The organism is Pseudomonas sp. W5-36 (assembly GCF_046540455.1).
Taxonomy (GTDB): Bacteria; Pseudomonadota; Gammaproteobacteria; order Pseudomonadales; family Pseudomonadaceae; genus Aquipseudomonas; species Aquipseudomonas graminis_B.
The window spans coordinates 557814-581582 of sequence record NZ_JAXCIQ010000001.1 but is presented as its reverse complement, the minus strand read 5'-3'; the positions used below and the strand labels follow the sequence as shown (position 1 = coordinate 581582).

The window sequence follows — 23769 nt, the reverse complement described above, 5'->3', positions numbered from 1 at the left end:
CGATGAAAGCCAACGCTTCGATTCACAACCAGCGTTTGTTGCGCGGCCAGGCGCCGTCGTACGAACGCTTGCAGGCTCGCCTTGCCGAAGACGGCAGCACGCCTGAGACAGAACCGCTGGCTCTGCATTGCGGCTGGGGACGGCTGCTGATTGGCCATACCTACCCTGACCCGGCCTCTCTCGCGCAGGATTTGATCAACGAAAAGCAGGGCGAGCGCGACATCGCTTTATACGTCGCTGCCCCGCAACAGGTGCTGGCGCAATCGCCGCAACAGCTGTTTCTCGATCCGTCGGACACCCTGCGCCTGTGGTTCAGCGATTACCGCCCGGCCCAGCGCGTGTTTCGTGGCTTCAGGATTCGCCGGGCACAAAGCGAGGGAGACTGGACGTCGATCAACAACCTGTACATCGCCCGTGGCATGTTGCCCATCGACCCCAACCTGCTGACACCGCGTCATCACGGCGGCCCGGTTTACTGGATCGCCGAAGACGAGGCCACCAATGCCGTGATCGGCAGCGTGATGGGCCTGAATCACCAAAAGGCTTTCAACGATCCCGAAAATGGCAGCAGCTTGTGGTGTCTGGCGGTTGATCCGCAATGCACACGGCCCGGTGTCGGCGAAGTGCTCGTGCGTCATCTGGTCGAGCACTTCCAGAGCCGGGGCCTGGCGTACCTGGATCTGTCGGTGCTGCATGACAATCAGCAGGCAAAGAGCCTTTACGCCAAGCTGGGGTTCCGCAACCTGCCGACCTTCGCCATCAAGCGTAAAAACGGCATCAACGAGAAGCTGTTTCTCGGCCCCGGCCCCCAGGCGGACTTCAACCCCTATGCCCGGATCATCGTAGAAGAAGCCCATCGCCGCGGCATCGAGGTGCAGGTGGATGACGCGGAAGCCGGGCTGTTCACGCTGATTCATGGCAGTCGCCGCGTGCGTTGCCGGGAGTCACTGAGCGACCTGACCACCGCGGTCAGCATGACGCTGTGTCAGGACAAACGCATGACCCAGAAGACGCTGAAGGCCGCAGGTCTGGCAGTGCCGGTGCAGCAGCTGGCCGGCAATGGCGACGATAACCTGGCGTTTCTTGAAGAACATCAGTGCGTCGTGGTCAAACCGGTCGACGGTGAGCAGGGTCAGGGCGTGGCCGTGGACCTTCGCACCATCGAAGACGTCCAGGCAGCGGTCGAGCGTGCTCGGCAGTTCGACAGTCGTGTGCTGCTCGAGAGCTTCCATGAAGGCCTGGACCTGCGCATCGTCGTGATCGGATTCGACGTGGTCGCCGCCGCGATCCGTCGGCCCGCCGAGATCATCGGCGATGGCCGTCACACCGTCGGCCAATTGATCGAGGCCCAGAGCCGGCGTCGGTCTGCCGCTACCGACGGCGAGAGCAAGATCCCGGTGGACGATGAAACCCGCCGCACCGTTGAAGAAGCGGGGTTCAGCTTCGACAGTGTATTACCGGCCGATCAGCGCCTGGCCGTGCGACGTACCGCGAACCTGCACACCGGCGGCTGTCTGGAAGACGTCACCGCGATTCTTCACCCGGTACTCAAGGACGCCGCCGTACGCGCCGCGCGCGCCCTCGATATCCCGGTGGTCGGCCTGGACCTGATTGTCCCCGCCGCCGATCAGCCGGAGTACGTATTCATCGAAGCGAACGAGCGCTGCGGTCTGGCCAATCACGAGCCACAACCGACGGCCGAGCGCTTCGTCGATCTATTGTTTCCCCACAGCCAGCCTGCCCATGGCTAAGGCGCCATTCCTGTAGCAGTGAGCTTGCCGGCGGATCGAATCCGCCAGCGAGCCCGCTATCAGGTCATTCAGCGCCCCACACTGAGGTTCCTATGACGACTGCAAACATCCATGAACCGGATCTGAATTACCTGCAGAAAGTCCTGCTGGAAATGCTCGCGATCCCGAGCCCCACCGGTTTCACCGACACCATCGTGCGCTACGTCGCCGAGCGCCTGGAAGAACTGGGCATCCCGTTCGAGCTGACCCGCCGCGGCACCATCCGCGCCACGTTGAAAGGTAAACAGAACAGTCCCGACCGCGCCGTTTCCGCGCACCTGGACACCATCGGTGCCAGCGTTCGCGAAGTCAAAGACAACGGCCGGCTGGGTCTGGCCCCGGTCGGTTGCTGGTCCAGCCGCTTTGCCGAAGGCAGCCGCGTCAGCGTGTTCACCGACAATGGCGTGATTCGCGGCAGCGTGCTGCCGTTGATGGCCTCCGGGCACGCGTTCAACACGGCCGTCGACACGATGCCCATCAGTTGGGACCACGTCGAAGTGCGCCTGGACGCCTACAGCGCGACCCGCGCGGATTGTGAATCGGTGGGCATCAACATCGGCGACTTCGTGGCATTTGACCCGTTGCCCGAGTTCACCGACAGCGGGCATATCAGCGCGCGCCATCTGGACGACAAGGCCGGCGTCGCCGCCCTGCTCGCGGCGCTCAAAGCTATCGTCGACAGCGGCGTCGAGCCCCTGATCGATTGCCACCCGCTGTTCACCATTACCGAAGAAACCGGCAGCGGCGCTGCGGGCAGCCTGCCGTGGGACGTCAGCGAGTTCGTCGGTATCGACATCGCCCCCGTTGCCCCCGGCCAGCACTCCAGCGAACACGCGGTCAGCGTGGCGATGCAGGATTCCGGCGGCCCCTACGACTATCACCTGTCACGCCATTTGCTGCGCCTGGGCGAGCAAAACGAATTGTCCGTACGACGCGACCTGTTCCGCTATTACTACAGCGACGCGCACTCGGCGATCACTGCCGGTTACGACACGCGCACCGCCCTGCTGGCGTTCGGCTGCGACGCGACACATGGCTACGAACGCACCCACATCGACAGCTTGAGCACGCTGAGCCGTCTGCTCACCGCCTACATCATGAGCCCGCCAGTGTTTGCCAGCGACGCGCATCCGTCCAACGCATCGCTGGAGAATTTCAGCCATCAGCTGGAGCACGACGCGCAGATGGAAAGCGACACTCGTGTGCCGTCGGTGGATACATTGGTGGGGCAGCGGTAGCCTGCCCGCACGGGGCGCGATAGCATCGCCGCCCCGTGTACTTTTTGTGATGGCCGAGAAACCTATGCTGATCCCTTACGACCAACTCGAAGCCGACACCCTGACGCGCCTGATCGAGGATTTCGTGACCCGCGACGGTACTGACAACGGCGACGACACCCCCCTCGAAACCCGCGTATTGAGGGTGCGCCATGCGCTGAGCAAAGGTCAGGCAGTGATTTTTTTCGACATGGACAGCCAGCAATGTCAGCTGATGCTCAAGCATGAAGTGCCAAAGGAATATTTCGAGGAATAGGTCACCTGCCCGGCAACAGGTTGGCGAGGTGCTGCAGCCGTGAGGCGATCCGTCGGATAACTTCTGCCCGATGAATCCTGATGCTCTGGGGCGCATCGATTCCCAAGCGCACCTGATTGCCGGTGATGCCCAGCACCTTCACGGTGATGTCATCGCCAATGTTGAAGGTCTCTCCGATTTCCCGCGTCAATACCAGCATACGTCCTACTCCTTGGCTGTAACCGAGGAAGCAGGTTGACGCTCAGGTCCCCGCGCTTCAATGCGCCAGAGCAAAATCAGTAACGCCCTTCATCCCTTCAAGAACATGGCCGACAGACGCTTCCTACGCACTTGGACATTTCCGGCCCACGCGTCGGAGAAAGGTACGGCAGACGTCAGGTTGTGCCTCAGGCACAACGCATCAGGCGGCTGACCAGCGCGGGCCGAGCAGGATGATGGTCGCGCCGATCACGCACAGGCCAACGCCGATCCAGTCGGACGTCAACGGTCGGACACGTTCGATAACGCCCAGCCAGGCAATGGAAGCAATGATGTAGATGCCACCGTAGGCTGCGTAGGCGCGCCCGGCATACGTGGCTTCGACCCGGGTCAACAGCACGGCGAACAGCGTCAGGCTGACCAGCGCCGGAATCACCCACAGCGCGCTCTTGCCCTGTCGCAGCCACATCCAGAAGGCATAACACCCGGCGATCTCGAACAGCGCGGCGAGGAAAAACCACAGGTAATTGAGCACAATGAGCCTCGTCTTGGGCAGCCGGAAAGTGCCGGCCACCCTATCAGAAAAGACCCGTTCAGAATGTCTGGCTCAGCTTCCGGACTTCGCCTTGGCGCGCATCTTCTCCGCCATAGTGGCCATCTCGTCGTACAGCAACTGAGGATTTTTCTGCTTGAGCTGCCAGGCCATTCGCCCTTGCTCATGGGGCAGGATCATGAACTCGCCACTGGCCACCTGCTGGTAGATGTAATCGGCGATGTCCCTCGCGCTGATGGGCGAACTCTCCAGCAACTTGCCAACCTGGGCTTTCATCGCCGGCGTGGGGCCGCGAAAGGAATCCAGCAAGTTGGTCTGGAAGAACGACGGACACACCACATGCACGCTGATTTCCTGCTGACGCAGTTCGATCAGCAGGCTCTCCGACAGCGCAACCACCCCCGCCTTGGCGACGTTGTAATTGCTCATCGCCGGCCCCTGCATCAACGCCGCCATGGAGGCGATGTTGATGATCTTGCCCTTGCTCTGTTCCAGCAGCGGCAAAAACGCTTTGCAGCCCTTGACCACCCCCATCAGGTTGATCGCGATCTGCCAGTCCCAATCCTCCAGGGACAATTCGCCAAAGAATCCGCCTGAAGCGACGCCGGCGTTGTTGACGATCACATCGATGCCGCCGAGTTTCTGTTCGCAGGCCTGGGCGAACGCGGTGAGCTGGCTGTAGTCCCGCACGTCACAGCGCTGAACGAAACCGTCCCCCCCTCCTTCGCGCACCAGGCGCAGGGTTTCCTGAAGGCCGCTGTCACTGACATCCGACAGCGCCAGCTGCCACCCTTCGCGCGCCCAGCGCAGCGCGATCTCGCGTCCCAGCCCGGACCCTGCGCCGGTGATCATGATGCGATTGTGCATAGCAGACGCCCTGTCGGTTGCGAAGAATTAGCCAGAGTGTAAACAGGAGGATTGTCCGACAAACCCTTCATCAGGTCGCTGAATATGAGAGGCAAACCGATGCTTTGAATGGATGGCCACTCTTTTGGATGTATTCGGTCTGCGGGTTGATTAAAGCGCAGCGTGTTATATCAAACTTGGCGACCAGTTAGTTACAGGTTCGTTCCACACTAAGCCAGGCACTTTTTGCGCATTTTTAATCAAAATCTGCTGCGATAAATTGTCTTGCTAAAATTTCAAACCCATGATTTATATAGATTTTTCAACAGGTGTTAATTTTTATTTCCGCCGCTCAGAACCTTTTGATTAAAGCGACAGTCGGATTCATCAAGCAGCACAATGACTCGCCTGAGAGGCAACGTCTTGAGTTGCATAGCCATCTTCCAAGAACACTAGAAGGAACTCGTCATGGGCATCGGCACAATTCTGATCATCATCCTCATCCTGCTGTTGATCGGTGGACTTCCGGTATTCCCGCACTCCAGAAGCTGGGGCTACGGTCCGTCGGGCATCATCGGTACGATCCTGGTGATCCTGCTGATATTGGTGTTGCTGGGCAGGATTTAACTGCCAGGCTGACATTAAAAAAGAACCGCGCTCAGGCGCGGTTTTTTTTGTGTTTTTTTTAGGGGCCGATCTGCCTAGGGGCAGATTGTTCGTTCGGCCTGCACCCAAGTCGCGATTGGCAATGTCTGAGCTTTTTGCGCATGAAGATCAAAAGCAACGACAACGGCAACGGCTTCCCGGCTGAAGCCGGTCCCACAGGGTGTACGCGGTGTGCTTTTTAGTGGGACCGGCTTTAGCCGGGAATGGGTCGGTTTGAACACTAACAATTCAGAAACTTGCGTTCGCCCGTCAGCGGCAGCCACTGGGTGTTGAGGAGATCGGGGGGGATTTACAACGATCGAACAGAACGTTCTGGGGAAGCTAGGGCGTGAAGCCCTAGCCAGGTGCAGATATTACTTTTTCTTTTTTGCAGGCTTGTCGGCCTTTTCTGCCTTGTCTGATTTCTTGGCCTTTTCTGGCTTGCTGTCAGCTTTCTTTGCCGCCTTCTTTGGCTCAGCGGCTTTCTTTGGTTCAGCCGCTTTCTTGGTGTCTTTCTTGGTGTCTTTCTTTTCAGAAGACTTGGAAAGAGTCGAGGCCGCCGCTGATTTCTTTTCCGGAGAGGACTTCTTGTCCTTCAAATCCTTGCTGGCTTTCGAAGCTTCACCTTTGGTTTTCTTGTCGTCTTTAGCCACGTTAACCACCTCTCGAAGAGTGCCGGTATTAGCACAAGGCCTGTGGGAATCTCCACACGCTGATCATTAGGCGAACCGGTGTAAAAGCGGTTCAATCTTTTTTAAGCACTGATCGCAAAAATGACATCTGCCTCAGATTTACCCGCGCCTGAACTGGCCCCTTCCCGGCTAAAGCGGGTTCCACTAAAAGCAGCGCGGGCATTCAGTAAAACGTTTGGTGATCAAACCGGCCCCTTCCCGGCTAAAGCCGGTCCTACACCGGACGCGCTTGTGATCTTGCTCTTCCTACGTAAAAAGCCCAGTCACCGCCAAACGCGACTTGGGTGCAGGCTGAACGGAGGTCTCGCGGAGTGGGCCGAGCGGCATGGATGCCGCGAGAGCGCCGTCAGGACATGGATGTCCGTTCGGCGCGGGCCCACGGAGCGAGACCGGAGTGAGGGTACTCCGACGAAGGAGGAGCCCAACCAGGAGCACAAGCCCTTGGTTACTTGGGGCTTTATCAAGTAACTCGCCGAAGGCGAAACAGTCTGCCCCCAGGCAGACGCTCCTGATCTCGAGCGCTTTTAAAACAAAAACGCCCCGAATAGTCGGGGCGTTTTCATCACAGCATCAGCTCAAATCAATGCGACACCGCACCACTGGCCCCCAGGCCCGTCTGCGAACGCACAAACTGCGGGAAAAACAACGCACGCTCACCTTCTGCCGCCTTCGACTTATCCGTGATCGAGAAAAACCAGATCCCGACAAACGCAATCGCAATCGAAAACAACGCAGGATACTCGTACGGGAAAATCGCCTTCTCGTGATGCAGAATCTGCACCCAGATGGTCGGACCGAGGACCATCAACACCACCGCACTGACCAGCCCCATCCAGCCGCCGATCATCGCGCCACGCGTGGTCAGGTTCTTCCAGTACATCGAAAGCAACAACACCGGGAAGTTACAGCTCGCCGCAATCGAGAACGCCAGGCCCACCATGAACGCAATGTTCTGACTCTCGAACGCGATACCCAGCAGAATCGCCACGACCGCCAATGCAACCGTGGTGTACTTCGACACACGGATCTCGTCTTTCTCGTTAGCCTTGCCCGCCTTGATCACACTGGCATACAAGTCGTGAGACACCGCCGAAGCACCGGCCAGGGTCAGACCCGCCACGACCGCCAGAATGGTCGCGAACGCCACCGCCGAAATAAAGCCCAGGAACAGGCTGCCACCGACCGCATCGGCCAGGTGAACCGCCGCCATGTTATTGCCGCCGAGCAGCGCGCCCGCCGCGTCCTTGAACGCCGGGTTGGTGCTAACCAAGAGGATCGCGCCAAAACCGATGATGAAGGTCAGGATGTAGAAGTAGCCGATGAAACCAGTCGCGTAGAGCACCGACTTACGGGCTTCCTTCGCATCACTCACGGTGAAGAAGCGCATCAGGATGTGTGGCAGGCCCGCGGTGCCGAACATCAGCGCCAGACCCAGGGAGAACGCCGAAATCGGATCTTTCACCAGACCGCCCGGGCTCATGATCGCCTCACCTTTCGGGTGAACCTTCACAGCTTCCGAGAACAGCACGTTGAAGTCGAAGTTGACGTGCTTCATCACCATCAACGCCATGAACGACGCACCGGAGAGCAGCATCACCGCCTTGATGATCTGTACCCATGTGGTCGCCAGCATGCCGCCGAACAGCACGTACAGGCACATGAGGATACCGACGAGCACCACCGCCACCGCATAGTCCAGACCGAACAGCAGCTGGATCAGCTTGCCGGCGCCGACCATCTGCGCGATCAGGTAGAACGCCACGACCACCAGCGAACCGCAGGCGGACAAGGTGCGGATTTCCTTCTGCTTGAGGCGATAGGACGCCACGTCAGCGAAGGTGTACTTGCCCAGGTTACGCAGGCGTTCGGCGATCAGGAACAGGATGATCGGCCAGCCCACCAGGAAGCCGATGGAGTAAATCAGACCGTCGTAGCCGGAGGTGTACACCAGCGCGGAAATCCCCAGAAAGGACGCCGCCGACATGTAGTCACCGGCAATGGCCAGACCGTTCTGGAAACCGGTGATCTTGCCGCCTGCCGAGTAATAGTCCGACGCTGTCTTGTTCTTTTTCGACGCCCAGTACGTGATGTACAGGGTGAATCCGACGAAGACCACAAACATGATGATCGCCGACACGTTCAACGGTTGCTTCTGCACCGCACCGGTCAGCGCTTCGGCTGCCCAGAGTGTCGGTGCGAAAGCCGCAAGGCCGAAGGCCGCAAGCAGGCGCCGGATCATTGCTGTGCCTCCTTAAGGATCGCGTTGTTCAGGTCATCGAACTCACCGTTTGCGCGGCGAACGTAGATGGCGGTCAGAATAAACGCGGACAGAATCAGCCCGACGCCGATCGGCATACCCCAGGTAATGGTTGACGTGGCGCTGAGTTTAGCGCCGAGAATCTGAGGCCCATACGCAATCAGAAGGATGAATGCGGCATAGAGCCCAAGCATGATTGCCGAGAGAATCCAGGCGAATCGTTCCCTTTTCGAGACCAGCTCCTTGAAGCGCGGGCTGTTCTGAATCGAGAGGTAAATGCTGTCGTTCATTGTTTTTGTCCTCGCAGCACAGATGGATGTCACGGTTTGCACTTTAGTCCGCTCTGCGTTGCACTCCAGACGACCTTAGTATTAGAACGACATTAGTTGAGATACGCCGAATTGCACCGCTTCTGCCGACCGCTTTGAAAGAAGTCATGACAGGCGAGCTGAATGGCCAAAAAAAAACCGCCTGGCGATGGCTCACCAGACGGTTCGGTGCAACGTTAAACTTTTGTGACCGGTTACTTGCCGGTCCACTCCTTGACGCGATCCGGGTGTTTCGCGACCCAGTCCTTGGCCGCCGCTTCAGGCTTGGCGCCGTCTTGGATGGCGAGCATGACTTCGCCGATTTCATCCTTGTTGGCCCACTGGAACTTCTTCAGGAAGTCCGCCACATCGGGGGCCTTCTTCGCCAGGTCCAGGCTGCCGATGTTGTCGACGGTTTCAGCCGCACCGTATACACCTTTCGGGTCTTCGAGGAACTTCAGCTTCCACTTCGCGAACATCCAGTGCGGCACCCATCCGGTCACCGCAATGGACTCCTTCTTGTTCTCCGCGCGGGTCAGCTCGGCGATCATGCCGGCGCCCGAACTGGCCTGCAGCTTGTAACCGTCGAGGCCGTAATCCTTGATCGCCTGGTCGGTCTTGATCATGACGCCTGAACCGGCGTCGATGCCGACGATTTTCTTCTTGAAGGAGTCGTCGGTCTTGAGGTCTGCCACCGAGTTGGCTTTCACGTACTCAGGCACGATCAGGCCGATTTTCGCGTCCTTGAAATTGGGGCCGTAGTCGGTGACCTTGTCCTTGTTCTTGGTCCAGTACTCGCCGTGGGTCACGGGCAGCCAGGCGGACAGGATCATGTCCAGTTTGCCGGTCGCGACGCCCTGCCACATGATCCCGGCGGCAACGGCCTGCAGTTTCACCGGATAACCCAGTTTCTGCTTGATCACCTCGGCGGCGACGTTGGTGGTGGCAACACTGTCGGACCAGCCATCGACATAACCGATGCTCAGCTCGGGTTTGGCGTCGGCATGGGCCAGCGTGGAACTGATGGCCAGTGCCAGCGCGGCACCGACACCCAGGATTTTTCGCATCGTCATTTTCACTTCCCCGGTAGTCCAGAACCCGACAGCGGTCGGGCGTCGTTAACGTTCTTATAACGTCGCACTCGCGCCCTGGTTCGGGGCAAGCCACGCGTTTCACGCTTCCACCACGTGCCCGCGCAGACGCAATCACTGCGTGGACAACGGATCATCAACCCCCACAGACCTTGTGCCTTTCCTGCCAGCGACACCCAGCCACCCGGTAAACGACATCACCGGGCCATCAACGACAGACAGGTCGTAAAGACGCTATGAAACCGTCCGAAAATTGCATGGCGTGCAAAAGCGCTGAGAGGATGAGGTGTGTAACCGCGTCATCTTGCTACTATGCCGACCTTCGCCCCACTTCGGCCCCGTCATGTCCGCAACCTCCCGCTCCCCTGTCGCCCTCCTTTATCTGCTCTCCTGTTTGATTGCCCTGCTTGGCCTGTGCGGCTATTGGTACTGGCTGGGCAAGCCGGTGATTCTGCCGGACGCCGCCACGCCGACCCACAAACTGCAGTGCGCGTCCTACACGCCGTTTGACAAGGATCAATCGCCCTTCGACCAGCCGTTCACCCTGCGCCCCGCGCGCATGGACGCAGACCTCGCGTTGCTGGCGACCCGTTTCGACTGCATTCGCACCTATTCCATGACCGGCATGGAAGCGCTTCCCGACATTGCTCGCAAGTACGGCCTCAAGCTGATGCTCGGCGCCTGGGTCAACGGCAATCCGGTCGACACGGCCAAGGAAATCAAGGCACTGGTGACGGCAGCCAATACGCATCCGGATGTCGTGACGGCAGTGATCGTCGGCAACGAAAGCCTGTTGCGCAAGGAAGTCACTGGCGCTCAACTGGCCACGTTGATTCGTCAGGTCAAGGCTCAGGTCAAGCAGCCGGTGACCTACGCAGACGTCTGGGAGTATTGGCGGCAGTACCCTGAAGTCGCGCCTGCCGTGGATTTCCTGACGATCCACCTGCTGCCGTACTGGGAAGACGACCCCACCGGCATCGACGAAGCCCTGGCCCACGTCGCGCAGATCCGCGAAACGTTCGGCAAGCAATTCGCGCCCAAGGACATTCTCATCGGCGAGACCGGCTGGCCCAGCGAAGGCCGCCAGCGTGAAACGGCGTTGCCCAGCCGGGTCAACGAGGCGCGATTCATTCGCAGTTTCGTCACGATGGCCGAGCAGCACGGTTGGCACTACAACCTGATCGAGGCCTTCGACCAGCCCTGGAAGCGCCAGTCCGAAGGCGCCGTGGGCGGTTACTGGGGGCTGTTCGACGCGGATCGCCAGGACAAAGGCGTGCTGGCCGGGCCGGTCTCGAACCTGCCCTTGTGGCCATTCTGGCTGACGGTCAGTGGTGCCATCGCCCTGATGGCCCTGGCGTGGGCCGGCCGTGTCAGTCAACCACGCAGCGCGCTGATGCTCCCGTTGCTGGCGGCGTTCGCCGGTTGCTGCATCGGCACGTGGGGTGAACTGGCCCTGGTGACCAGCCGCTTCGCCGGCGAATACCTGTGGGCGGCGGCGCTGGTAGCGCTCAATCTGCTGGTCCTTGCCCACGCAGCGCTGGCGTTGTCAGCCCGCGCGGGCTGGCGCGAGCGCGTGTTCGCCTGGCTGGACGCTCGGGCCGCGTGGTGGTTGTACGCCAGCGGCTTCGCAGCGGCGGTGATGATGCTGGCGATGGTCTTTGATCCGCGCTACCGCAGCTTCGCGACGGCGACGCTGTGGCTCCCCGCCTTGGTCTACCTGATTCGCCCGGTGGCGGCACCGCGCCGGGAAATCGGCCTGCTGATGTTCATCGTCGGCGCGGGCATCGTGCCGCAGCTGTTTCGCGAAGGCTTGAGCAATCCTCAAGCGTGGGCGTGGGCGGCGGTGAGCCTGCTGATGGTGCTGGCACTGTGGCGCAGCGTGCGCATCGATGTTCGGTTAACCGCGCCGAGCGGTACGCGGACCCGCATCGAAGAGGCTGTGTAACCGAGTGTGCGGCGCCACGGATACATTGTGTTACCGCCGAGGGACTGAAAAGCCCGAAGGCGGGTAACACGGAAACAAAAAACCGTTACACCGCAGAGGTGGCGATTGATCAGATTTCACAACCCCTTGATTTAAGAGGGATTACCAAAGTTGGCACGCACCCTGCTATATCTCCTGCATAACAAGAACAAAATGTGAAAACCCAATAAAAATAAGATGAATCGGCTCTGACATAACAAGAACAACGGCACAGAGACGCAGCCAACAGATTTTTTTGGAGTAGAAACGCTTTACCGAGGCCCCGGCCTCGCAGCCCGACCGAGAACAATAAAACTACCCTCAGGTAGCGGCCAGAACGGGTTGGATCACCTCTCGCAGAAGAGGAATCAAAGCAGGTCAGCGCTCAAAAAAATACGTTTGCTCTTGTATCCCGTATGGGGATCACCGAAGACGCTGTAAAGGGACCGGTTGCCAATAACAACAACAGACCGCCCTACAACAATAAGAAAGCGCACGTGCAACGATTTAAAGGGGAGCCTCGGCTCCCCTTTATGCTGTCTGGGCTTTGGGGTTCAGCGCTCGGTTTTTGAAGTCACGCCTGCCGAGCCCGCACCAGCCGCAACCCGGCAATCACCACCGCGAACACCGCCAGACTGGCCGTGTACAGCACCAGCGCCAGTATTCCCAGCAGCAAGCCAACGACCGCGAGCGCCCGGCCAACCTGACGGGGCACAAAGAACGCGATCAGCGAAGTGATCAGCGCGCCCCAGCCGAACACGCCGTAGTGAATCCACAGGCCCAGGTTCGAGCGCAACTGGCACTGCCATTTCGACGCCTCGTCAGCGCAAATTCCTACCCATTGCACGTCTTCCATCAGGCCGTAGCGCAAGCCATAACTGACGGCCAGCCACAGCAACAGGATAAAAAACAGCACCACCAACGGCAGACGACGGGACACGACACACTCCAGAAAATAACCAACGGCGCGCAGCATAGCCGCAGCCGCCCGGGCAAAACCATACGGGCGATAAAAAGCACGAGCAGACAGGCCAGAAGTGCCATAACCTGTATCGTCGCGGAGGGTCATGCGAGAGTCGCTTGCCGTCACGGCACTTTGGCACTACACCCGTGTCATAGCCTGCGTATTTCAACAGCACATCATTCCCAAGGGATTCAGTCATGCTTCGTTTTCTGCGCCTCGCCGCCTTATCAGGCGGCCTGTTTTTGAGTGCGTCCGTGATGGCGGTCGATATCGATCCGTCCAGCTATGGCTTCCCCTTGACCAATCCGTTCGAAGCGACCATCGCCACGACCCCACCGGATTTGCGTGCCAAGGTGCCTGAAGACGCCGACATCGATCAGGACGATTACAGCCTCACAATGCGCCCGGAGCGTGAGTTCACACTGCCGGACAACTTCTGGGCCGTGAAGAAATTGCGTTATCGCCTCGCCAAACAAGACCACCCTGCGCCGCTGATCTTCCTGATCGCCGGCACCGGCGCGCCTTATAACAGCACCCTGAACGAATACCTGAAGAAGCTTTACTACGGCGCGGGTTACAACGTCGTACAGCTTTCGTCGCCGACCAGTTATGACTTCATGAGCGCCGCTTCGCGTTTCGCCACCCCTGGCGTGACCAAGGAGGACGCCGAAGACTTGTACCGCGTCATGCAGGCCGTTCGCGCCCAGCAGTCCAAACTGCAGGTCACCGAGTATTACCTGACCGGTTACAGCCTCGGCGCGCTGGATGCGGCCTTCGTCAGCAAACTCGACGAAACCCGCCGCAGCTTCAACTTCAAGAAAGTGCTGCTGATCAACCCGCCGGTGAACCTCTACACGTCGATCACCAACCTCGACAAAATGGTTCAGACCGACGTTAAAGGCATCACCAACAGCACCACCTTCTATGAACTGGTGCTGCAGAAGCTGACCCGCTACTTCCGCGAAAAAGGCTACATCGACCTGAACGATGCCCTGCTGTATGACTTCCAGCAGTCCAAGCAGCACCTGTCCAATGAACAGATGGCGATGCTGATCGGCACCTCGTTCCGCTTCTCCGCCGCCGATATCGCGTTCACTTCCGACCTGATCAACCGTCGCGGCCTGATTACCCCGCCCAAGACCCCGATCAGCGAAGGCACCAGCCTGACGCCGTTCCTCAAGCGCGCGCTGCAATGCGATTTCGATTGCTACGTGACCGAGCAGGTCATCCCGATGTGGCGTGCCCGCACCGACGGCGGCAGCCTGCTGCAACTGGTTGATCAGGTCAGCCTGTACGCGCTGAAGGATTACCTCGCCAGCAGCAAGAAGATTGCGGTGATGCACAACGCCGACGACGTGATCCTCGGCCCGGGCGACCTCGGTTTCCTGCGCAAGACATTTGGCGATCGCCTGACCGTTTACCCTTACGGCGGTCACTGCGGCAACATGAACTATCGCGTCAACAGCGACGCCATGCTGGAGTTTTTCCGTGGCTAAACGTCTATTGCTTATCGCCGCCCTCCTCTGCGCTGGCGCCGTCCACGCGGCCGACGCGCCGATCGTTTCCCAGGCAGCCCCGGTCCAGCGGATCGACAACCCGGATGGGTTCACCGAGCCGTTGAAGTCGCTGAAATTCAACCCGGGTCTGGACGCTCAGGAGTTCGAGCGCTCGTCGCTCAACGCACTGAATGTCTACGATCCGCTCGAGTCCTGGAACCGCCGGGTTTACCACTTCAACTATCGCTTCGATGAGTGGGTGTTCCTGCCGGTGGTCAACGGCTACAAATACGTCACGCCGAGCTTCGTGCGCACCGGCGTCAGCAACTTCTTCAGCAACCTGGGCGATGTGCCGAACCTGCTGAACAGCCTGCTGCAGTTCAAGGGCAAGCGCTCGATGGAGACCACCGGCCGCCTGATCGTCAACACCACCCTGGGCATCGCCGGGCTGTGGGACCCGGCGACCATGATGGGCCTGAAGAAACAGAGCGAAGACTTCGGTCAGACCCTGGGTTTCTATGGCGTTCCGGCCGGTCCGTACCTGGTGCTGCCGATCCTCGGCCCATCGAACCTGCGTGACACTGGCGGTCTGGTCTTCGACTTCACCGCTGAATCGCAGATCAACTTCCTCAACGTCGCCCAGGTCAGCGAAGACCACCCTGAGCTGTACCTGCTGCGCGCCATCGACCGTCGTTACACCACCAGCTTCCGCTACGGTCAGATGGACTCGCCGTTCGAGTACGAGAAAGTGCGTTACGTGTACACCGAAGCCCGCAAGCTGCAGGTTTCCGAGTAACGCGGCCTGAACGCTGCCGGCACTGCTGGCAGCAAAACCTGTAGACCGGTTTCAGCCGGGAAGAGGCCCGTCGGCACGCCATCACATTCGTGGTGTTAATGCCGGCGTCTTCCCGGCTAAAGCCAGTCCTACCAGTGCGCGGTCCGGCCGGTGGCGATATGTCGGATGTTCGGGCCTCTTCGTGAGCAAGCTCGCTCCCACATGGACAGTGTTTGCTGCTCGACCTTACGGCGCCCGGATGAAGGGGCTCCCCGACAGTATCCGGAACAAGCCCCAGACCCATCGCCAAACCCGATCATTCCCCCGCAAAAACCTCACCCATCCATCGCCCCAACAGGCCTACCATAGGCGCCATTCCCCTTCTGCCGGAGTGAGCCCCATGCCTCAATTTCGTAACGTGCTGTCGATCCAGGCCGGCCAACCGACGTCGGACGGCGCTGGCGTCAAGCTGACCCGAGTGTTCGGCGGGCCAGGCGTTGAATCCTTCGACCCGTTCCTGATGCTCGACGAGTTCGGCTCCGAGAACCCTGATGAATACATTGCCGGCTTTCCGCCGCATCCCCATCGCGGGTTTGAAACCGTGACCTACATGCTCGAAGGCCGCATGCGCCATGAAGATCACATGGGCAACGTCGGCCTGCTGCAAGGCGGCGGCGTGCAATGGATGACCGCGGCGCGCGGGGTCATTCACAGCGAAATGCCCGAGCAGGAAAAAGGCGCCATGCGCGGCTTCCAGCTGTGGCTCAACCTGCCCGCCAAAGCGAAGATGGGCGACGCCGGCTACGACGACATTCAGCCTGAGCGGATTCCGCGCATCACCACGCAGAACGGCGTCGACGTTGTGGTCATCGCAGGTCAATTTGACGACGGTCAGATGTCCCAGGCAGGCGCCGTGCAGCGTCCGGACACCGAGCCGCAGTATTTCGATTTCCACATGCCCGCCGGCAGCCACATCAACCCGCGCGTCGCCGAGGGCCATCGCGTGCTGCTGTACGTGTACGAAGGTGAAGTCGAGATTGCAGGACAGCCGCAGAAACTGGGCACGAGCCGTCTCGCGCGGTTGTCGGAAAGGGGTGAAATTCAGCTGAATACCCAGGCGGGCGCCCGCGTGCTGCTGATCGCTGGCAAGCCGCTGAACGAACCGATCGTGCAATACGGCCCGTTCGTGATGAACAGCCGTGAAGAAATCGAACAGGCCCTGCGGGATTTTCGGGATGACAAACTGACGGCGTGATCGCCGTCCCTCCGGCATTCAGCAACGCAGTCAGTCCAGCCGCAAGAACCGCTTCAACTCTTCCTTCTGGGCCATCGCATCGCGGCGGCCCAGCTCGATGAGCTCGCTGCAATAACCCGACTCGAACAGCAGATAACTCAGCACCCCCGCCCCGCTGGTCTTGGTCGCGCCCGGGCCGCGCAGAAACGTGCGCAGCGCCGGGGGCAGTTCGCGGCGATGGCGGGCGGCGATTTCGTCGATGGGCTGGCTGGGCGAAATCACCAGCACCTCCACGGGCGCCAGGGACTGAATGGGCGTGGATTCCGACGACTGCGGCCTGGGCTCGTCGGGCCCGGGCAGCATTCGGCTGACCAGATTCAGCCGTTCCAGCAATTCAATGTCACTCTCCAGGCTGTCGATGAACGTGCTGTTGAGCATGTGCCCGCCGATCTGCGCGAGGCTCGGCTGCGTGCCACGGACCGCGCGCGGCACAGGCGGGTTCGCGCCCGGACCTCGGGGGTTGCCGCTGACGCCCACCACCAGCACACGGTTGGCGCCCAGGTGCAGCGCCGGACTGATCGGCGCCGACTGCCGCACCGCGCCGTCACCAAAATATTCCTGCCCCAGTTTCACCGGCGCGAACAGCAAGGGAATCGCTGAACTGGCCAGCAGATGGTCGATGGTCAAGCGCGTCGGCAGGCCGATGCGGCGGTGCCGCAGCCAGGATTCGATCGTGCCCTTGCCCTGATAAAACGTGACCGCCTGCCCCGACTCGTAACCAAACGCGGTGATTGCCACCGCGCGCAGATGCTTCGCTTCAATGGCTTCCTGAATGCCGTCGAGGTTGAGCCGCGCGGTCAGCAGATCCTTCAGCGGCGAACTGTTGAGCAGCGCCACCGGCACCTGTTGGCGACCGATCCCCAACAGGCTGCGACCGAAGAACCGCGCGGCCTGCCGAACGACCCCGGGCCAGTCACTGCGCAACACTTGGTGGCTGCGAAAGCCCTGCCAGAAGTCGGTCAGCTCGTGGACCGCGGTACGAAACTGCGCCGCGCCGCTGGCCAGCTTCACCGCGTTGATCGCCCCGGCGGAGGTGCCGACAATGACCGGAAAGGGGTTTTTGGCGCCGACCGGCAGCAGGTCGGCAATGCCGGCGAGCACGCCCACCTGATACGCCGCGCGGGCGCCACCGCCGGACAGGATCAGCCCGGTGATGGGCTCGACGCCGGGAGATATCGCTGAGTCGTCGCGCACCGCTTGTTGTTCTATGGCGCTTGTCGTCATGGGGATTGAGTTCTCGGTTTCAGCCACGCTTCTTGTACAGCTTCGGCTCACCCGGCGGCCGACTCTTGAAGCGCCGGTGCGCCCACAGGTACTGCTCGGGGCATTCGGTGACCGCACGCTCGACCCATTGATTGATGCGAATGCAGTCCGCCTCGTCGCTCTCCCCCGGAAAATCGCTCAGCGGCGGATAGATCACCAGTTTGTAACCACTGCCGTCGGCCAGACGCTCCTGAGTGAACGGCACGACCAGCGCGTGCCCGAGCTTGGCGAATTTGCTGGTGGCCGGCACGGTGGCCGCCTGAATACCGAACAGCGGCACGAAGATGCTCTGCTTGGCGCCGTAGTCCTGATCAGGCGCATACCAGATCGCGCGGCCCTTGCGCAGTTGCTTGATCATGCCGCGCACGTCTTCGCGCTCGACAGCGATGGAGTCCTGGTTATGCCGCTCGCGGCCGCGTCGCTGCACATAATCGAACAGCGCATTCTTGTGCTCGCGGTACATGCCGTCGATGGTGTGCTGCTGGCCGAGCAAAGCCGCGCCGATTTCCAGCGTTGTGAAGTGCAGCGCCATGAGGATGACGCCATGGCCGTCCAGCTGCGCCTGCTTTAAATGATGAAGGCCTTCGATGTGGGCCAGCCGCGCAAGACGGGGCTTGCTCCACCACCAGCTCATGGCCATCTCGAAAAAGGCGATGCCGGTAGAGGCGAAGTTCTCCTTGAGCAGGCGTTTGCGCTCGGCCTTTGAATACTGGGGAAAACACAGCTCGAGGTTGCGCGCGGCAATCACCCGTCGATCGGTCGCCTGGTAATACATGACCCAGCCCAGCGCACGGCCAATCACCAGCAACACGCGAAACGGCAACTGCACGATCAGCCAGAGCACGCCCAGCCCCAGCCACAGCAGCCAGAAGCGGGGATGAAGAAAGTGAGCTCGAAAACGCGGGCGATCCATTACAGCTTCCGTCAAGACAAAGGCGGGCATTCTACATCGGTTCGCGCAGATCGTGCCCCCGTCGGTTGCGCCTCCCTTGCGGCTGGCGGGCGTTATCGTTATAAGTCTCGGCACTTTTAGCGACAAGCCGCTGTATGCCGACATGAGCCAAATCGAATTGCAAGACAAGGACCCCGTGTTCCAGCTGAAGGGCAGCATGCTGGCCATCACTGTGCTGGAACTGGCCCGCAACAACCTCGAAGCGCTGGATCGTCAACTGGCGGCAAAAGTCGCCCAGGCGCCGAACTTCTTCAGCAATACACCGCTGGTGCTGGCCCTCGACAAGTTGCCGCCGGATGAAGGCGCGATCGATCTGCCGGCAATGATGCGCATCTGCCGCCAGCACGGGTTGCGCACCCTGGCCATTCGCGCTAATCGCATCGAAGACATCGCCGCCGCCATTTCCATCGACCTGCCGGTATTGCCGCCTTCGGGCGCGCGGGAGCGACCGCTCGATCCGACGGAAGGCGAAGTCAAAAAGAAGCCGGAAATCATCGAAAAACCGCCCGAGCCGCTGATCAAGCCGACCAAGATCATCACGGCGCCTGTGCGCGGCGGTCAGCAGATCTACGCCCAGGGCTCGGATCTGGTGGTGATTTCCTCGGTCAGCCCCGGCGCCGAACTGCTCGCCGACGGCAACATTCACGTGTACGGCCCGATGCGCGGCCGCGCGCTGGCGGGGATCAAAGGCGATACCAAGGCTCGGATTTTCTGCCAGCAAATGGTCGCCGAACTGATCTCCATCGCCGGTCAGTACAAGGTGTCCGAAGACCTGCGCCGGGATCCGCTGTGGGGCGCCGGTGTGCAGATCAGTCTGTCTGGCGACGTGTTGAACATCACCCGTCTTTAACGGATACTGCGCCATTTTTAAGCCACTCTGATTCGTCGCGAAAACGACGCGAAGGCACCGGAACGTTCGGGTTATTTTTTTGTTTTCCCGAGCAGGGATTCCGTTACGGATTCCGATCACCGCCCTCGCCCGCTTTAGTTGCGCCGTCACGAGGGGCTCTTCAGGGACTCAACGTCCTTTTCCTCTAGGGGTGATACACCTTGGCCAAGATTCTCGTGGTTACATCCGGCAAGGGTGGTGTGGGCAAGACCACCACCAGCGCCGCCATCGGTACCGGTCTCGCACTGCGCGGCCACAAAACAGTTATCGTCGACTTCGACGTCGGCCTGCGTAACCTCGACCTGATCATGGGTTGCGAACGTCGCGTCGTTTACGACTTCGTCAACGTAGTCAACGGCGAAGCCAACCTGCAGCAAGCGCTGATCAAGGACAAGAAGATCGAAGGTCTTTACGTCCTCGCTGCCAGCCAGACCCGTGACAAAGACGCGCTGACCAAGGAAGGCGTGGAAAAAGTCCTGATGGAACTCAAGGAAACCTTCGAGTACGTCGTCTGCGACTCCCCCGCCGGTATCGAAACGGGCGCTCACCTGGCGATGTATTTCGCCGACGAAGCCATCGTTGTGACCAACCCGGAAGTGTCTTCGGTTCGTGACTCGGACCGCATGCTGGGCCTGCTGGCCAGCAAGTCCCGTCGCGCCGAGCGTGGCGAAGACCCGATCAAGGAGCACTTGCTCCTGACCCGTTACAACCCCGAACGCGTGAGCAAGGGCGAGATGCTGGGCGTGGAAGACGTCAAGGAGATCCTCGCGGTGACCCTGCTGGGCGTGATTCCGGAGTCCCAGGCCGTACTCAAGGCGTCCAACCAGGGCGTGCCGGTCATCCTTGATGATCAGAGCGACGCTGGCCAGGCGTACAGCGATGCCGTTGACCGTCTGTTGGGCAAGGACCGTGAGCACCGCTTCCTGGACGTACAGAAAAAAGGATTTTTCGAACGCCTGTTCGGGGGTAACTGATGAGCATTTTTGACTTCTTTCGTGCCAACAAAAAGCCCAGCACCGCGTCGGTAGCGAAAGAGCGTCTACAGATCATCGTGGCGCATGAACGCGGCCAACGCAGCACCCCGGATTACCTGCCTGCCTTGCAGAAGGAGCTGGTCGAGGTGATCCGCAAGTACGTCAATATCGGCAACGATGACGTGCATGTCGCCCTTGAAAACGACGGCAGCTGCTCGATTCTGGAACTGAATATCACCCTGCCTGATCGTTGATCGAGAAGGCAGTCGCCACGGCGGCCCGGTTGCCTGAATCCCTTGGCGGAATCAGGCAAGCGCGCCGCCGTTGGCGTTCCTGAAGACCTGTTTTCTGCGCCGCGATGGCTGTTTCGATCGTGCTGCGCCTGTTTGAGTGATGAGGCGTTCAATGCCGCTGTCCAACGTTCATATCCTCCATCAGGACGACGCTGTCCTGGTGGTGAACAAACCCACCCTGCTGCTCTCGGTCCCTGGTCGCGCTGACGATAACAAGGACTGTCTGATTACCCGCCTGCAGGAAAACGGCTACCCCGAGGCGCGCATCGTCCATCGGCTGGACTGGGAAACGTCCGGGATCATTTTGCTGGCCCGTGACGCGGACACCCACCGTGAGTTGTCGCGGCAGTTTCATGACCGCGAGACGGAGAAGGCCTACACGGCACTGGCCTGGGGTCAGCCCGACCTGGACAGTGGCAGTATCGATTTGCCGTTGCGCTACGATCCGCCGACCAAGCCGCGTCATGTGGTGGATCATGAGTTCGGCAAGCATGCGCTGACGTTCTGGAAGGTGCTGGAGCGGTATGACACCCATTGTCGGGTTGAGTTGACGCCGATCACGGGGCGTTCGCATCAGTTGCGGGTGCATATGTTGTCAATCGGGCATCCGTTGCTGGGCGATGGTTTGTATGCCCATCCGGAGGCCCTGGCGGCCTATCCGCGGTTGTGTCTGCATGCGAGCATGCTGGCATTTACCCATCCGGGGACGGGCGAGCGGATAAGGTTTGAGTGTCCGGCGCCGTTTTGATTGGTTTGTTGCCACTCGGTTTGATGTAGGTCGCTGGATTCGAGTTGGGGCGGAATACGGTGGCCCTGCCTAACGGCAGAGCGTTTCGCCTTCGGCGAGTTACTTGGAAAAGCACCCCAAGTAACCAAGGGTGCTTGCTCTCGGTTTGGCCCGACTTCGTCGGGTTCCCTCACTCCGACGATGCTCCGTGGGCCCGCGCCGAACGGACATCCATGTCCTGACGGCGCTCTCGCCGCATCCATGCGGCTCGACCCACTCCGCACCGCCTGCGCTCGGCCTGCACCAAAGTCGCGTTTTGCGGTGTCTGGACTTTTTGTGTAGGAAGATCAAGAGCGGCAACAGCAACAGCAACAGCATTCGCGAGCAAGCTCGCTCTCACAGGGAGGGAGTTCGGTCGAACTGTCAGCGCCCAGACCGCCCCCTTCCCGGCTAAAGCCGGTCCCACCAAAAGCAGACCCCGTACACCCCGTGGGACCGGCGCTAACTGTAGGACCGGCTTCAGCCGGGAAGCCTTTGATCTGCTTCGCTTCTGATCTGCTTTTGATCTTCATACGCAAAAAGCCCAGACACCACAAATCGCGACTTGGGTGCAGGCTGAACGCAGGTTTCGCGGAGTGGGCCGAGCCGCAGGGATGCGGCGAGAGCGCCGTCAGGACATGGATGTCCGTTCGGCGCGGGCCCACGGAGCGAGACCGGAGTGAGGGTACTCCGACGAAGGAGGAGCCCAACCAGAAGCACAAGCCCTTGGTTACTTGGGGCTTTATCAAGTAACTCGCCGAAGGCGAAACAGTCTGCCCCCAGGCAGGCGCTCTTGATCTCAAGGATCTTGATCTTGATCTCGATCAAAACACCTTTTGGCCTGTAAACTCCCGCCCATTGCTGCCTGGAGTAACCTATGCGCGAAGAGTTGAATCAGGGCCTTATCGATTTCCTGAAGGCCTCCCCCACCCCCTTCCATGCCACCGCCAGCCTGGTCCAACGCCTCGAAGGCGCCGGCTACCAGCGGCTCGACGAACGCGAGCCCTGGTACACCGAAGCGGGCGGCCGCTACTACGTCACCCGCAACGACTCCTCCATCGTCGCCTTCAAACTCGGCCGCCTGTCACCCCTCACCGGCGGCATTCGCCTCGTGGGTGCCCACACCGACAGCCCGTGCCTGCGCGTCAAGCCGCAACCCGAACTGCAACGTCAGGGCTTCTGGCAACTGGGCGTCGAAGTCTACGGCGGCGCCTTGCTTGCGCCATGGTTTGACCGCGACCTCTCCCTCGCCGGCCGCGTCACCTTCCGCCGCGACGGCAAAGTCGAAAGCCAGCTGATCGACTTCAAGCTGCCCATCGCGATCATCCCCAACCTCGCGATCCACCTCAATCGCACCGCCAACGAAGGCTGGGCGATCAACCCGCAGACCGAACTGCCGCCGATCCTGGCCCAAGTCGCCGGTGACGAACGCCCTGACTTCCGCGCCCTGCTGACCGATCAACTGGCCCGCGAGCACGGCCTGAATGCCGACGTCGTTCTCGACTACGAACTCAGCTTCTACGACACCCAAAGCGCCGCCGTCATCGGCCTCAACGGCGACTTCATCGCCGGCGCCCGGCTCGACAACCTGCTGTCCTGCTTCGCCGGGCTGCAAGCGTTGCTCAATGCTGATGGTGACGAGACCTGCGTGCTGATCTGCACCGACCACGAAGAAGTCGGCTCGACGTCCGCCTGTGGCGCCGATGGCCCGATGCTAGAGCAAGTGCTGCAACGCCTGCTGCCGGAAGGCGACGACTACGTGCGTACGATTCAGAAATCCCTGCTGATCTCCGCCGACAATGCCCACGGCGTTCACCCCAACTATTCCGAAAAGCACGACGCCAACCATGGCCCGAAACTCAACGCCGGCCCGGTGATCAAGGTAAACAGCAACCAGCGCTACGCCACCAACAGCGAAACCGCCGGTTTCTTCCGTCACCTGTGCATGGCCGAAGAAGTGCCGGTACAAAGCTTCGTCGTGCGCAGCGACATGGCCTGCGGCTCGACCATCGGCCCGATCACTGCCGGCCACCTGGGCGTTCGCACCGTCGACATCGGTCTGCCGACCTTCGCCATGCACTCGATCCGCGAACTGGCCGGCAGCCAGGACCTGGCGCATCTGGTGAAGGTGTTGTCGGCGTTCTATGCGAGTGCCGAGTTGCCTTGACCTCAAACCACCCTTGAGCGCGGGCCGATCCATTTCCTTCACAGGTCATGGAAACGGCCT

General features: G+C 60.4%; 23 protein-coding genes. 13 read left to right on the top strand and 10 right to left on the bottom strand.

Features of this window, described 5'->3' with window-relative positions; translation table 11 throughout:
• Positions 1–2 precede the first annotated feature (2 nt).
• The 3 genes from ngg to SLW74_RS02760 all read left to right on the top strand — a co-directional run bounded on the left by ngg (position 3) and on the right by SLW74_RS02760 (position 3323).
• The gene (gene ngg / locus SLW74_RS02770) at positions 3–1751 is read left to right on the top strand and encodes an N-acetylglutaminylglutamine synthetase (protein WP_410928073.1); all 1749 of its coding nucleotides are present in this window, start codon (positions 3–5) and stop codon (positions 1749–1751) included.
• A 92-nt stretch (positions 1752–1843) separates the two neighbouring features.
• Positions 1844–3028 carry an osmoprotectant NAGGN system M42 family peptidase gene (locus SLW74_RS02765; RefSeq protein ID WP_065986892.1) on the top strand — a complete coding sequence of 395 codons (1185 nt, stop codon included), beginning with the start codon at positions 1844–1846 and terminating at the stop codon, positions 3026–3028.
• Positions 3029–3092: 64 nt separating this feature from the next.
• Positions 3093–3323 (top strand): YheU family protein, encoded by a 231-nt coding sequence (locus SLW74_RS02760; RefSeq protein WP_065986890.1) that lies wholly within the window; start codon positions 3093–3095, stop codon positions 3321–3323.
• Between the two features lies 1 nt (position 3324).
• Here SLW74_RS02760 and csrA read toward each other — a convergent pair whose 3' ends face one another.
• The 3 genes from csrA to SLW74_RS02745 all read right to left on the bottom strand — a co-directional run bounded on the left by csrA (position 3325) and on the right by SLW74_RS02745 (position 4941).
• Positions 3325–3522: a carbon storage regulator CsrA gene (gene csrA / locus SLW74_RS02755; RefSeq protein WP_410928072.1), complete on the bottom strand. Its 198-nt coding sequence runs from the start codon at positions 3520–3522 to the stop codon at positions 3325–3327.
• A gap of 201 nt (positions 3523–3723) precedes the next feature.
• Entirely contained in the window at positions 3724–4056 is a 333-nt protein-coding gene (locus SLW74_RS02750; RefSeq protein ID WP_065986886.1) for a YnfA family protein, read from the bottom strand.
• 72 nt (positions 4057–4128) lie between these two features.
• A complete protein-coding gene (locus SLW74_RS02745; protein ID WP_065986885.1) occupies positions 4129–4941 on the bottom strand; it encodes an SDR family oxidoreductase in 813 nt (270 codons plus the stop codon).
• Positions 4942–5388: 447 nt separating this feature from the next.
• Here SLW74_RS02745 and SLW74_RS02740 point away from each other — a divergent pair, with 447 nt between their 5' ends.
• Positions 5389–5547 carry a DUF3309 family protein gene (locus tag SLW74_RS02740; RefSeq protein WP_092410703.1) on the top strand — a complete coding sequence of 53 codons (159 nt, stop codon included), beginning with the start codon at positions 5389–5391 and terminating at the stop codon, positions 5545–5547.
• A 392-nt stretch (positions 5548–5939) separates the two neighbouring features.
• Here SLW74_RS02740 and SLW74_RS02735 read toward each other — a convergent pair whose 3' ends face one another.
• From SLW74_RS02735 to SLW74_RS02720, 4 genes are all read right to left on the bottom strand, one after another.
• Positions 5940–6227, bottom strand: a complete 288-nt coding sequence (locus SLW74_RS02735) for a hypothetical protein (RefSeq protein ID WP_065986884.1) — start codon at positions 6225–6227, stop codon at positions 5940–5942.
• Between the two features lie 610 nt (positions 6228–6837).
• A complete protein-coding gene (locus SLW74_RS02730) occupies positions 6838–8496 on the bottom strand; it encodes a cation acetate symporter (RefSeq protein WP_192135476.1) in 1659 nt (552 codons plus the stop codon).
• The gene (locus SLW74_RS02725; protein WP_065986881.1) at positions 8493–8804 is read right to left on the bottom strand and encodes a DUF485 domain-containing protein; all 312 of its coding nucleotides are present in this window, start codon (positions 8802–8804) and stop codon (positions 8493–8495) included. Before SLW74_RS02725 ends, SLW74_RS02730 begins: the two co-directional genes overlap by 4 nt.
• A 233-nt stretch (positions 8805–9037) precedes the next feature.
• Positions 9038–9895: a glycine betaine ABC transporter substrate-binding protein gene (locus SLW74_RS02720; RefSeq protein ID WP_065986879.1), complete on the bottom strand. Its 858-nt coding sequence runs from the start codon at positions 9893–9895 to the stop codon at positions 9038–9040.
• Between the two features lie 361 nt (positions 9896–10256).
• On the opposite strand from SLW74_RS02720, the gene SLW74_RS02715 reads away from it, so the two are divergent.
• Positions 10257–11858, top strand: coding sequence for a glycosyl hydrolase family 17 protein (locus SLW74_RS02715; RefSeq protein WP_410928071.1), 1602 nt, complete (start codon positions 10257–10259; stop codon positions 11856–11858).
• Between the two features lie 592 nt (positions 11859–12450).
• Here the strand turns inward: SLW74_RS02715 and SLW74_RS02710 are convergent.
• Positions 12451–12816, bottom strand: coding sequence for a hypothetical protein (locus SLW74_RS02710; RefSeq protein WP_410928070.1), 366 nt, complete (start codon positions 12814–12816; stop codon positions 12451–12453).
• Between the two features lie 221 nt (positions 12817–13037).
• On the opposite strand from SLW74_RS02710, the gene SLW74_RS02705 reads away from it, so the two are divergent.
• The 3 genes from SLW74_RS02705 to SLW74_RS02695 all read left to right on the top strand — a co-directional run bounded on the left by SLW74_RS02705 (position 13038) and on the right by SLW74_RS02695 (position 16366).
• Positions 13038–14336, top strand: a complete 1299-nt coding sequence (locus tag SLW74_RS02705; RefSeq protein ID WP_065986875.1) for a serine/threonine protein kinase — start codon at positions 13038–13040, stop codon at positions 14334–14336.
• The gene (locus SLW74_RS02700) at positions 14329–15132 is read left to right on the top strand and encodes a VacJ family lipoprotein (RefSeq protein ID WP_065986871.1); all 804 of its coding nucleotides are present in this window, start codon (positions 14329–14331) and stop codon (positions 15130–15132) included. Before SLW74_RS02705 ends, SLW74_RS02700 begins: the two co-directional genes overlap by 8 nt.
• A gap of 379 nt (positions 15133–15511) precedes the next feature.
• Positions 15512–16366 carry a pirin family protein gene (locus SLW74_RS02695; RefSeq protein ID WP_296307786.1) on the top strand — a complete coding sequence of 285 codons (855 nt, stop codon included), beginning with the start codon at positions 15512–15514 and terminating at the stop codon, positions 16364–16366.
• A gap of 30 nt (positions 16367–16396) precedes the next feature.
• Here SLW74_RS02695 and SLW74_RS02690 read toward each other — a convergent pair whose 3' ends face one another.
• Positions 16397–17629 carry a patatin-like phospholipase family protein gene (locus SLW74_RS02690; RefSeq protein WP_296307788.1) on the bottom strand — a complete coding sequence of 411 codons (1233 nt, stop codon included), beginning with the start codon at positions 17627–17629 and terminating at the stop codon, positions 16397–16399.
• Positions 17630–17648: 19 nt separating this feature from the next.
• The gene (locus SLW74_RS02685; protein ID WP_410928069.1) at positions 17649–18581 is read right to left on the bottom strand and encodes a lipid A biosynthesis lauroyl acyltransferase; all 933 of its coding nucleotides are present in this window, start codon (positions 18579–18581) and stop codon (positions 17649–17651) included.
• Positions 18582–18723: 142 nt separating this feature from the next.
• Between SLW74_RS02685 and minC the strand changes: the two genes are divergently transcribed.
• The 5 genes from minC to SLW74_RS02660 all read left to right on the top strand — a co-directional run bounded on the left by minC (position 18724) and on the right by SLW74_RS02660 (position 23709).
• Positions 18724–19470 (top strand): septum site-determining protein MinC, encoded by a 747-nt coding sequence (gene minC, locus SLW74_RS02680; RefSeq protein ID WP_074890214.1) that lies wholly within the window; start codon positions 18724–18726, stop codon positions 19468–19470.
• 200 nt (positions 19471–19670) lie between these two features.
• Entirely contained in the window at positions 19671–20483 is an 813-nt protein-coding gene (gene minD / locus SLW74_RS02675) for a septum site-determining protein MinD (RefSeq protein ID WP_037013830.1), read from the top strand.
• Positions 20483–20737, top strand: coding sequence for a cell division topological specificity factor MinE (gene minE / locus SLW74_RS02670; protein ID WP_037013831.1), 255 nt, complete (start codon positions 20483–20485; stop codon positions 20735–20737). Before minD ends, minE begins: the two co-directional genes overlap by 1 nt.
• 151 nt (positions 20738–20888) lie before the next feature.
• Positions 20889–21524, top strand: a complete 636-nt coding sequence (locus tag SLW74_RS02665) for an RluA family pseudouridine synthase (RefSeq protein ID WP_192135484.1) — start codon at positions 20889–20891, stop codon at positions 21522–21524.
• Between the two features lie 895 nt (positions 21525–22419).
• Positions 22420–23709, top strand: coding sequence for a M18 family aminopeptidase (locus SLW74_RS02660; RefSeq protein WP_192132015.1), 1290 nt, complete (start codon positions 22420–22422; stop codon positions 23707–23709).
• Positions 23710–23769: the final 60 nt, after the last annotated feature.

What these genes read in the sequence shown, in the direction of transcription:
- ngg (WP_410928073.1), top strand. Translation starts at nt 3, where the DNA reads ATGAAAGCCAACGCTTCGATTCACAACCAGCGTTTGTTGCGCGGCCAG.
- SLW74_RS02765 (WP_065986892.1), top strand. Translation starts at nt 1,844, where the DNA reads ATGACGACTGCAAACATCCATGAACCGGATCTGAATTACCTGCAGAAA.
- SLW74_RS02760 (WP_065986890.1), top strand. Translation starts at nt 3,093, where the DNA reads ATGCTGATCCCTTACGACCAACTCGAAGCCGACACCCTGACGCGCCTG.
- csrA (WP_410928072.1), bottom strand. Translation starts at nt 3,522, where the DNA reads ATGCTGGTATTGACGCGGGAAATCGGAGAGACCTTCAACATTGGCGAT.
- SLW74_RS02745 (WP_065986885.1), bottom strand. Translation starts at nt 4,941, where the DNA reads ATGCACAATCGCATCATGATCACCGGCGCAGGGTCCGGGCTGGGACGC.
- SLW74_RS02740 (WP_092410703.1), top strand. Translation starts at nt 5,389, where the DNA reads ATGGGCATCGGCACAATTCTGATCATCATCCTCATCCTGCTGTTGATC.
- SLW74_RS02730 (WP_192135476.1), bottom strand. Translation starts at nt 8,496, where the DNA reads ATGATCCGGCGCCTGCTTGCGGCCTTCGGCCTTGCGGCTTTCGCACCG.
- SLW74_RS02725 (WP_065986881.1), bottom strand. Translation starts at nt 8,804, where the DNA reads ATGAACGACAGCATTTACCTCTCGATTCAGAACAGCCCGCGCTTCAAG.
- SLW74_RS02720 (WP_065986879.1), bottom strand. Translation starts at nt 9,895, where the DNA reads ATGACGATGCGAAAAATCCTGGGTGTCGGTGCCGCGCTGGCACTGGCC.
- SLW74_RS02715 (WP_410928071.1), top strand. Translation starts at nt 10,257, where the DNA reads ATGTCCGCAACCTCCCGCTCCCCTGTCGCCCTCCTTTATCTGCTCTCC.
- SLW74_RS02705 (WP_065986875.1), top strand. Translation starts at nt 13,038, where the DNA reads ATGCTTCGTTTTCTGCGCCTCGCCGCCTTATCAGGCGGCCTGTTTTTG.
- SLW74_RS02695 (WP_296307786.1), top strand. Translation starts at nt 15,512, where the DNA reads ATGCCTCAATTTCGTAACGTGCTGTCGATCCAGGCCGGCCAACCGACG.
- SLW74_RS02690 (WP_296307788.1), bottom strand. Translation starts at nt 17,629, where the DNA reads ATGACGACAAGCGCCATAGAACAACAAGCGGTGCGCGACGACTCAGCG.
- SLW74_RS02685 (WP_410928069.1), bottom strand. Translation starts at nt 18,581, where the DNA reads ATGGATCGCCCGCGTTTTCGAGCTCACTTTCTTCATCCCCGCTTCTGG.
- minC (WP_074890214.1), top strand. Translation starts at nt 18,724, where the DNA reads ATGAGCCAAATCGAATTGCAAGACAAGGACCCCGTGTTCCAGCTGAAG.
- minE (WP_037013831.1), top strand. Translation starts at nt 20,483, where the DNA reads ATGAGCATTTTTGACTTCTTTCGTGCCAACAAAAAGCCCAGCACCGCG.
- SLW74_RS02665 (WP_192135484.1), top strand. Translation starts at nt 20,889, where the DNA reads ATGCCGCTGTCCAACGTTCATATCCTCCATCAGGACGACGCTGTCCTG.
- SLW74_RS02660 (WP_192132015.1), top strand. Translation starts at nt 22,420, where the DNA reads ATGCGCGAAGAGTTGAATCAGGGCCTTATCGATTTCCTGAAGGCCTCC.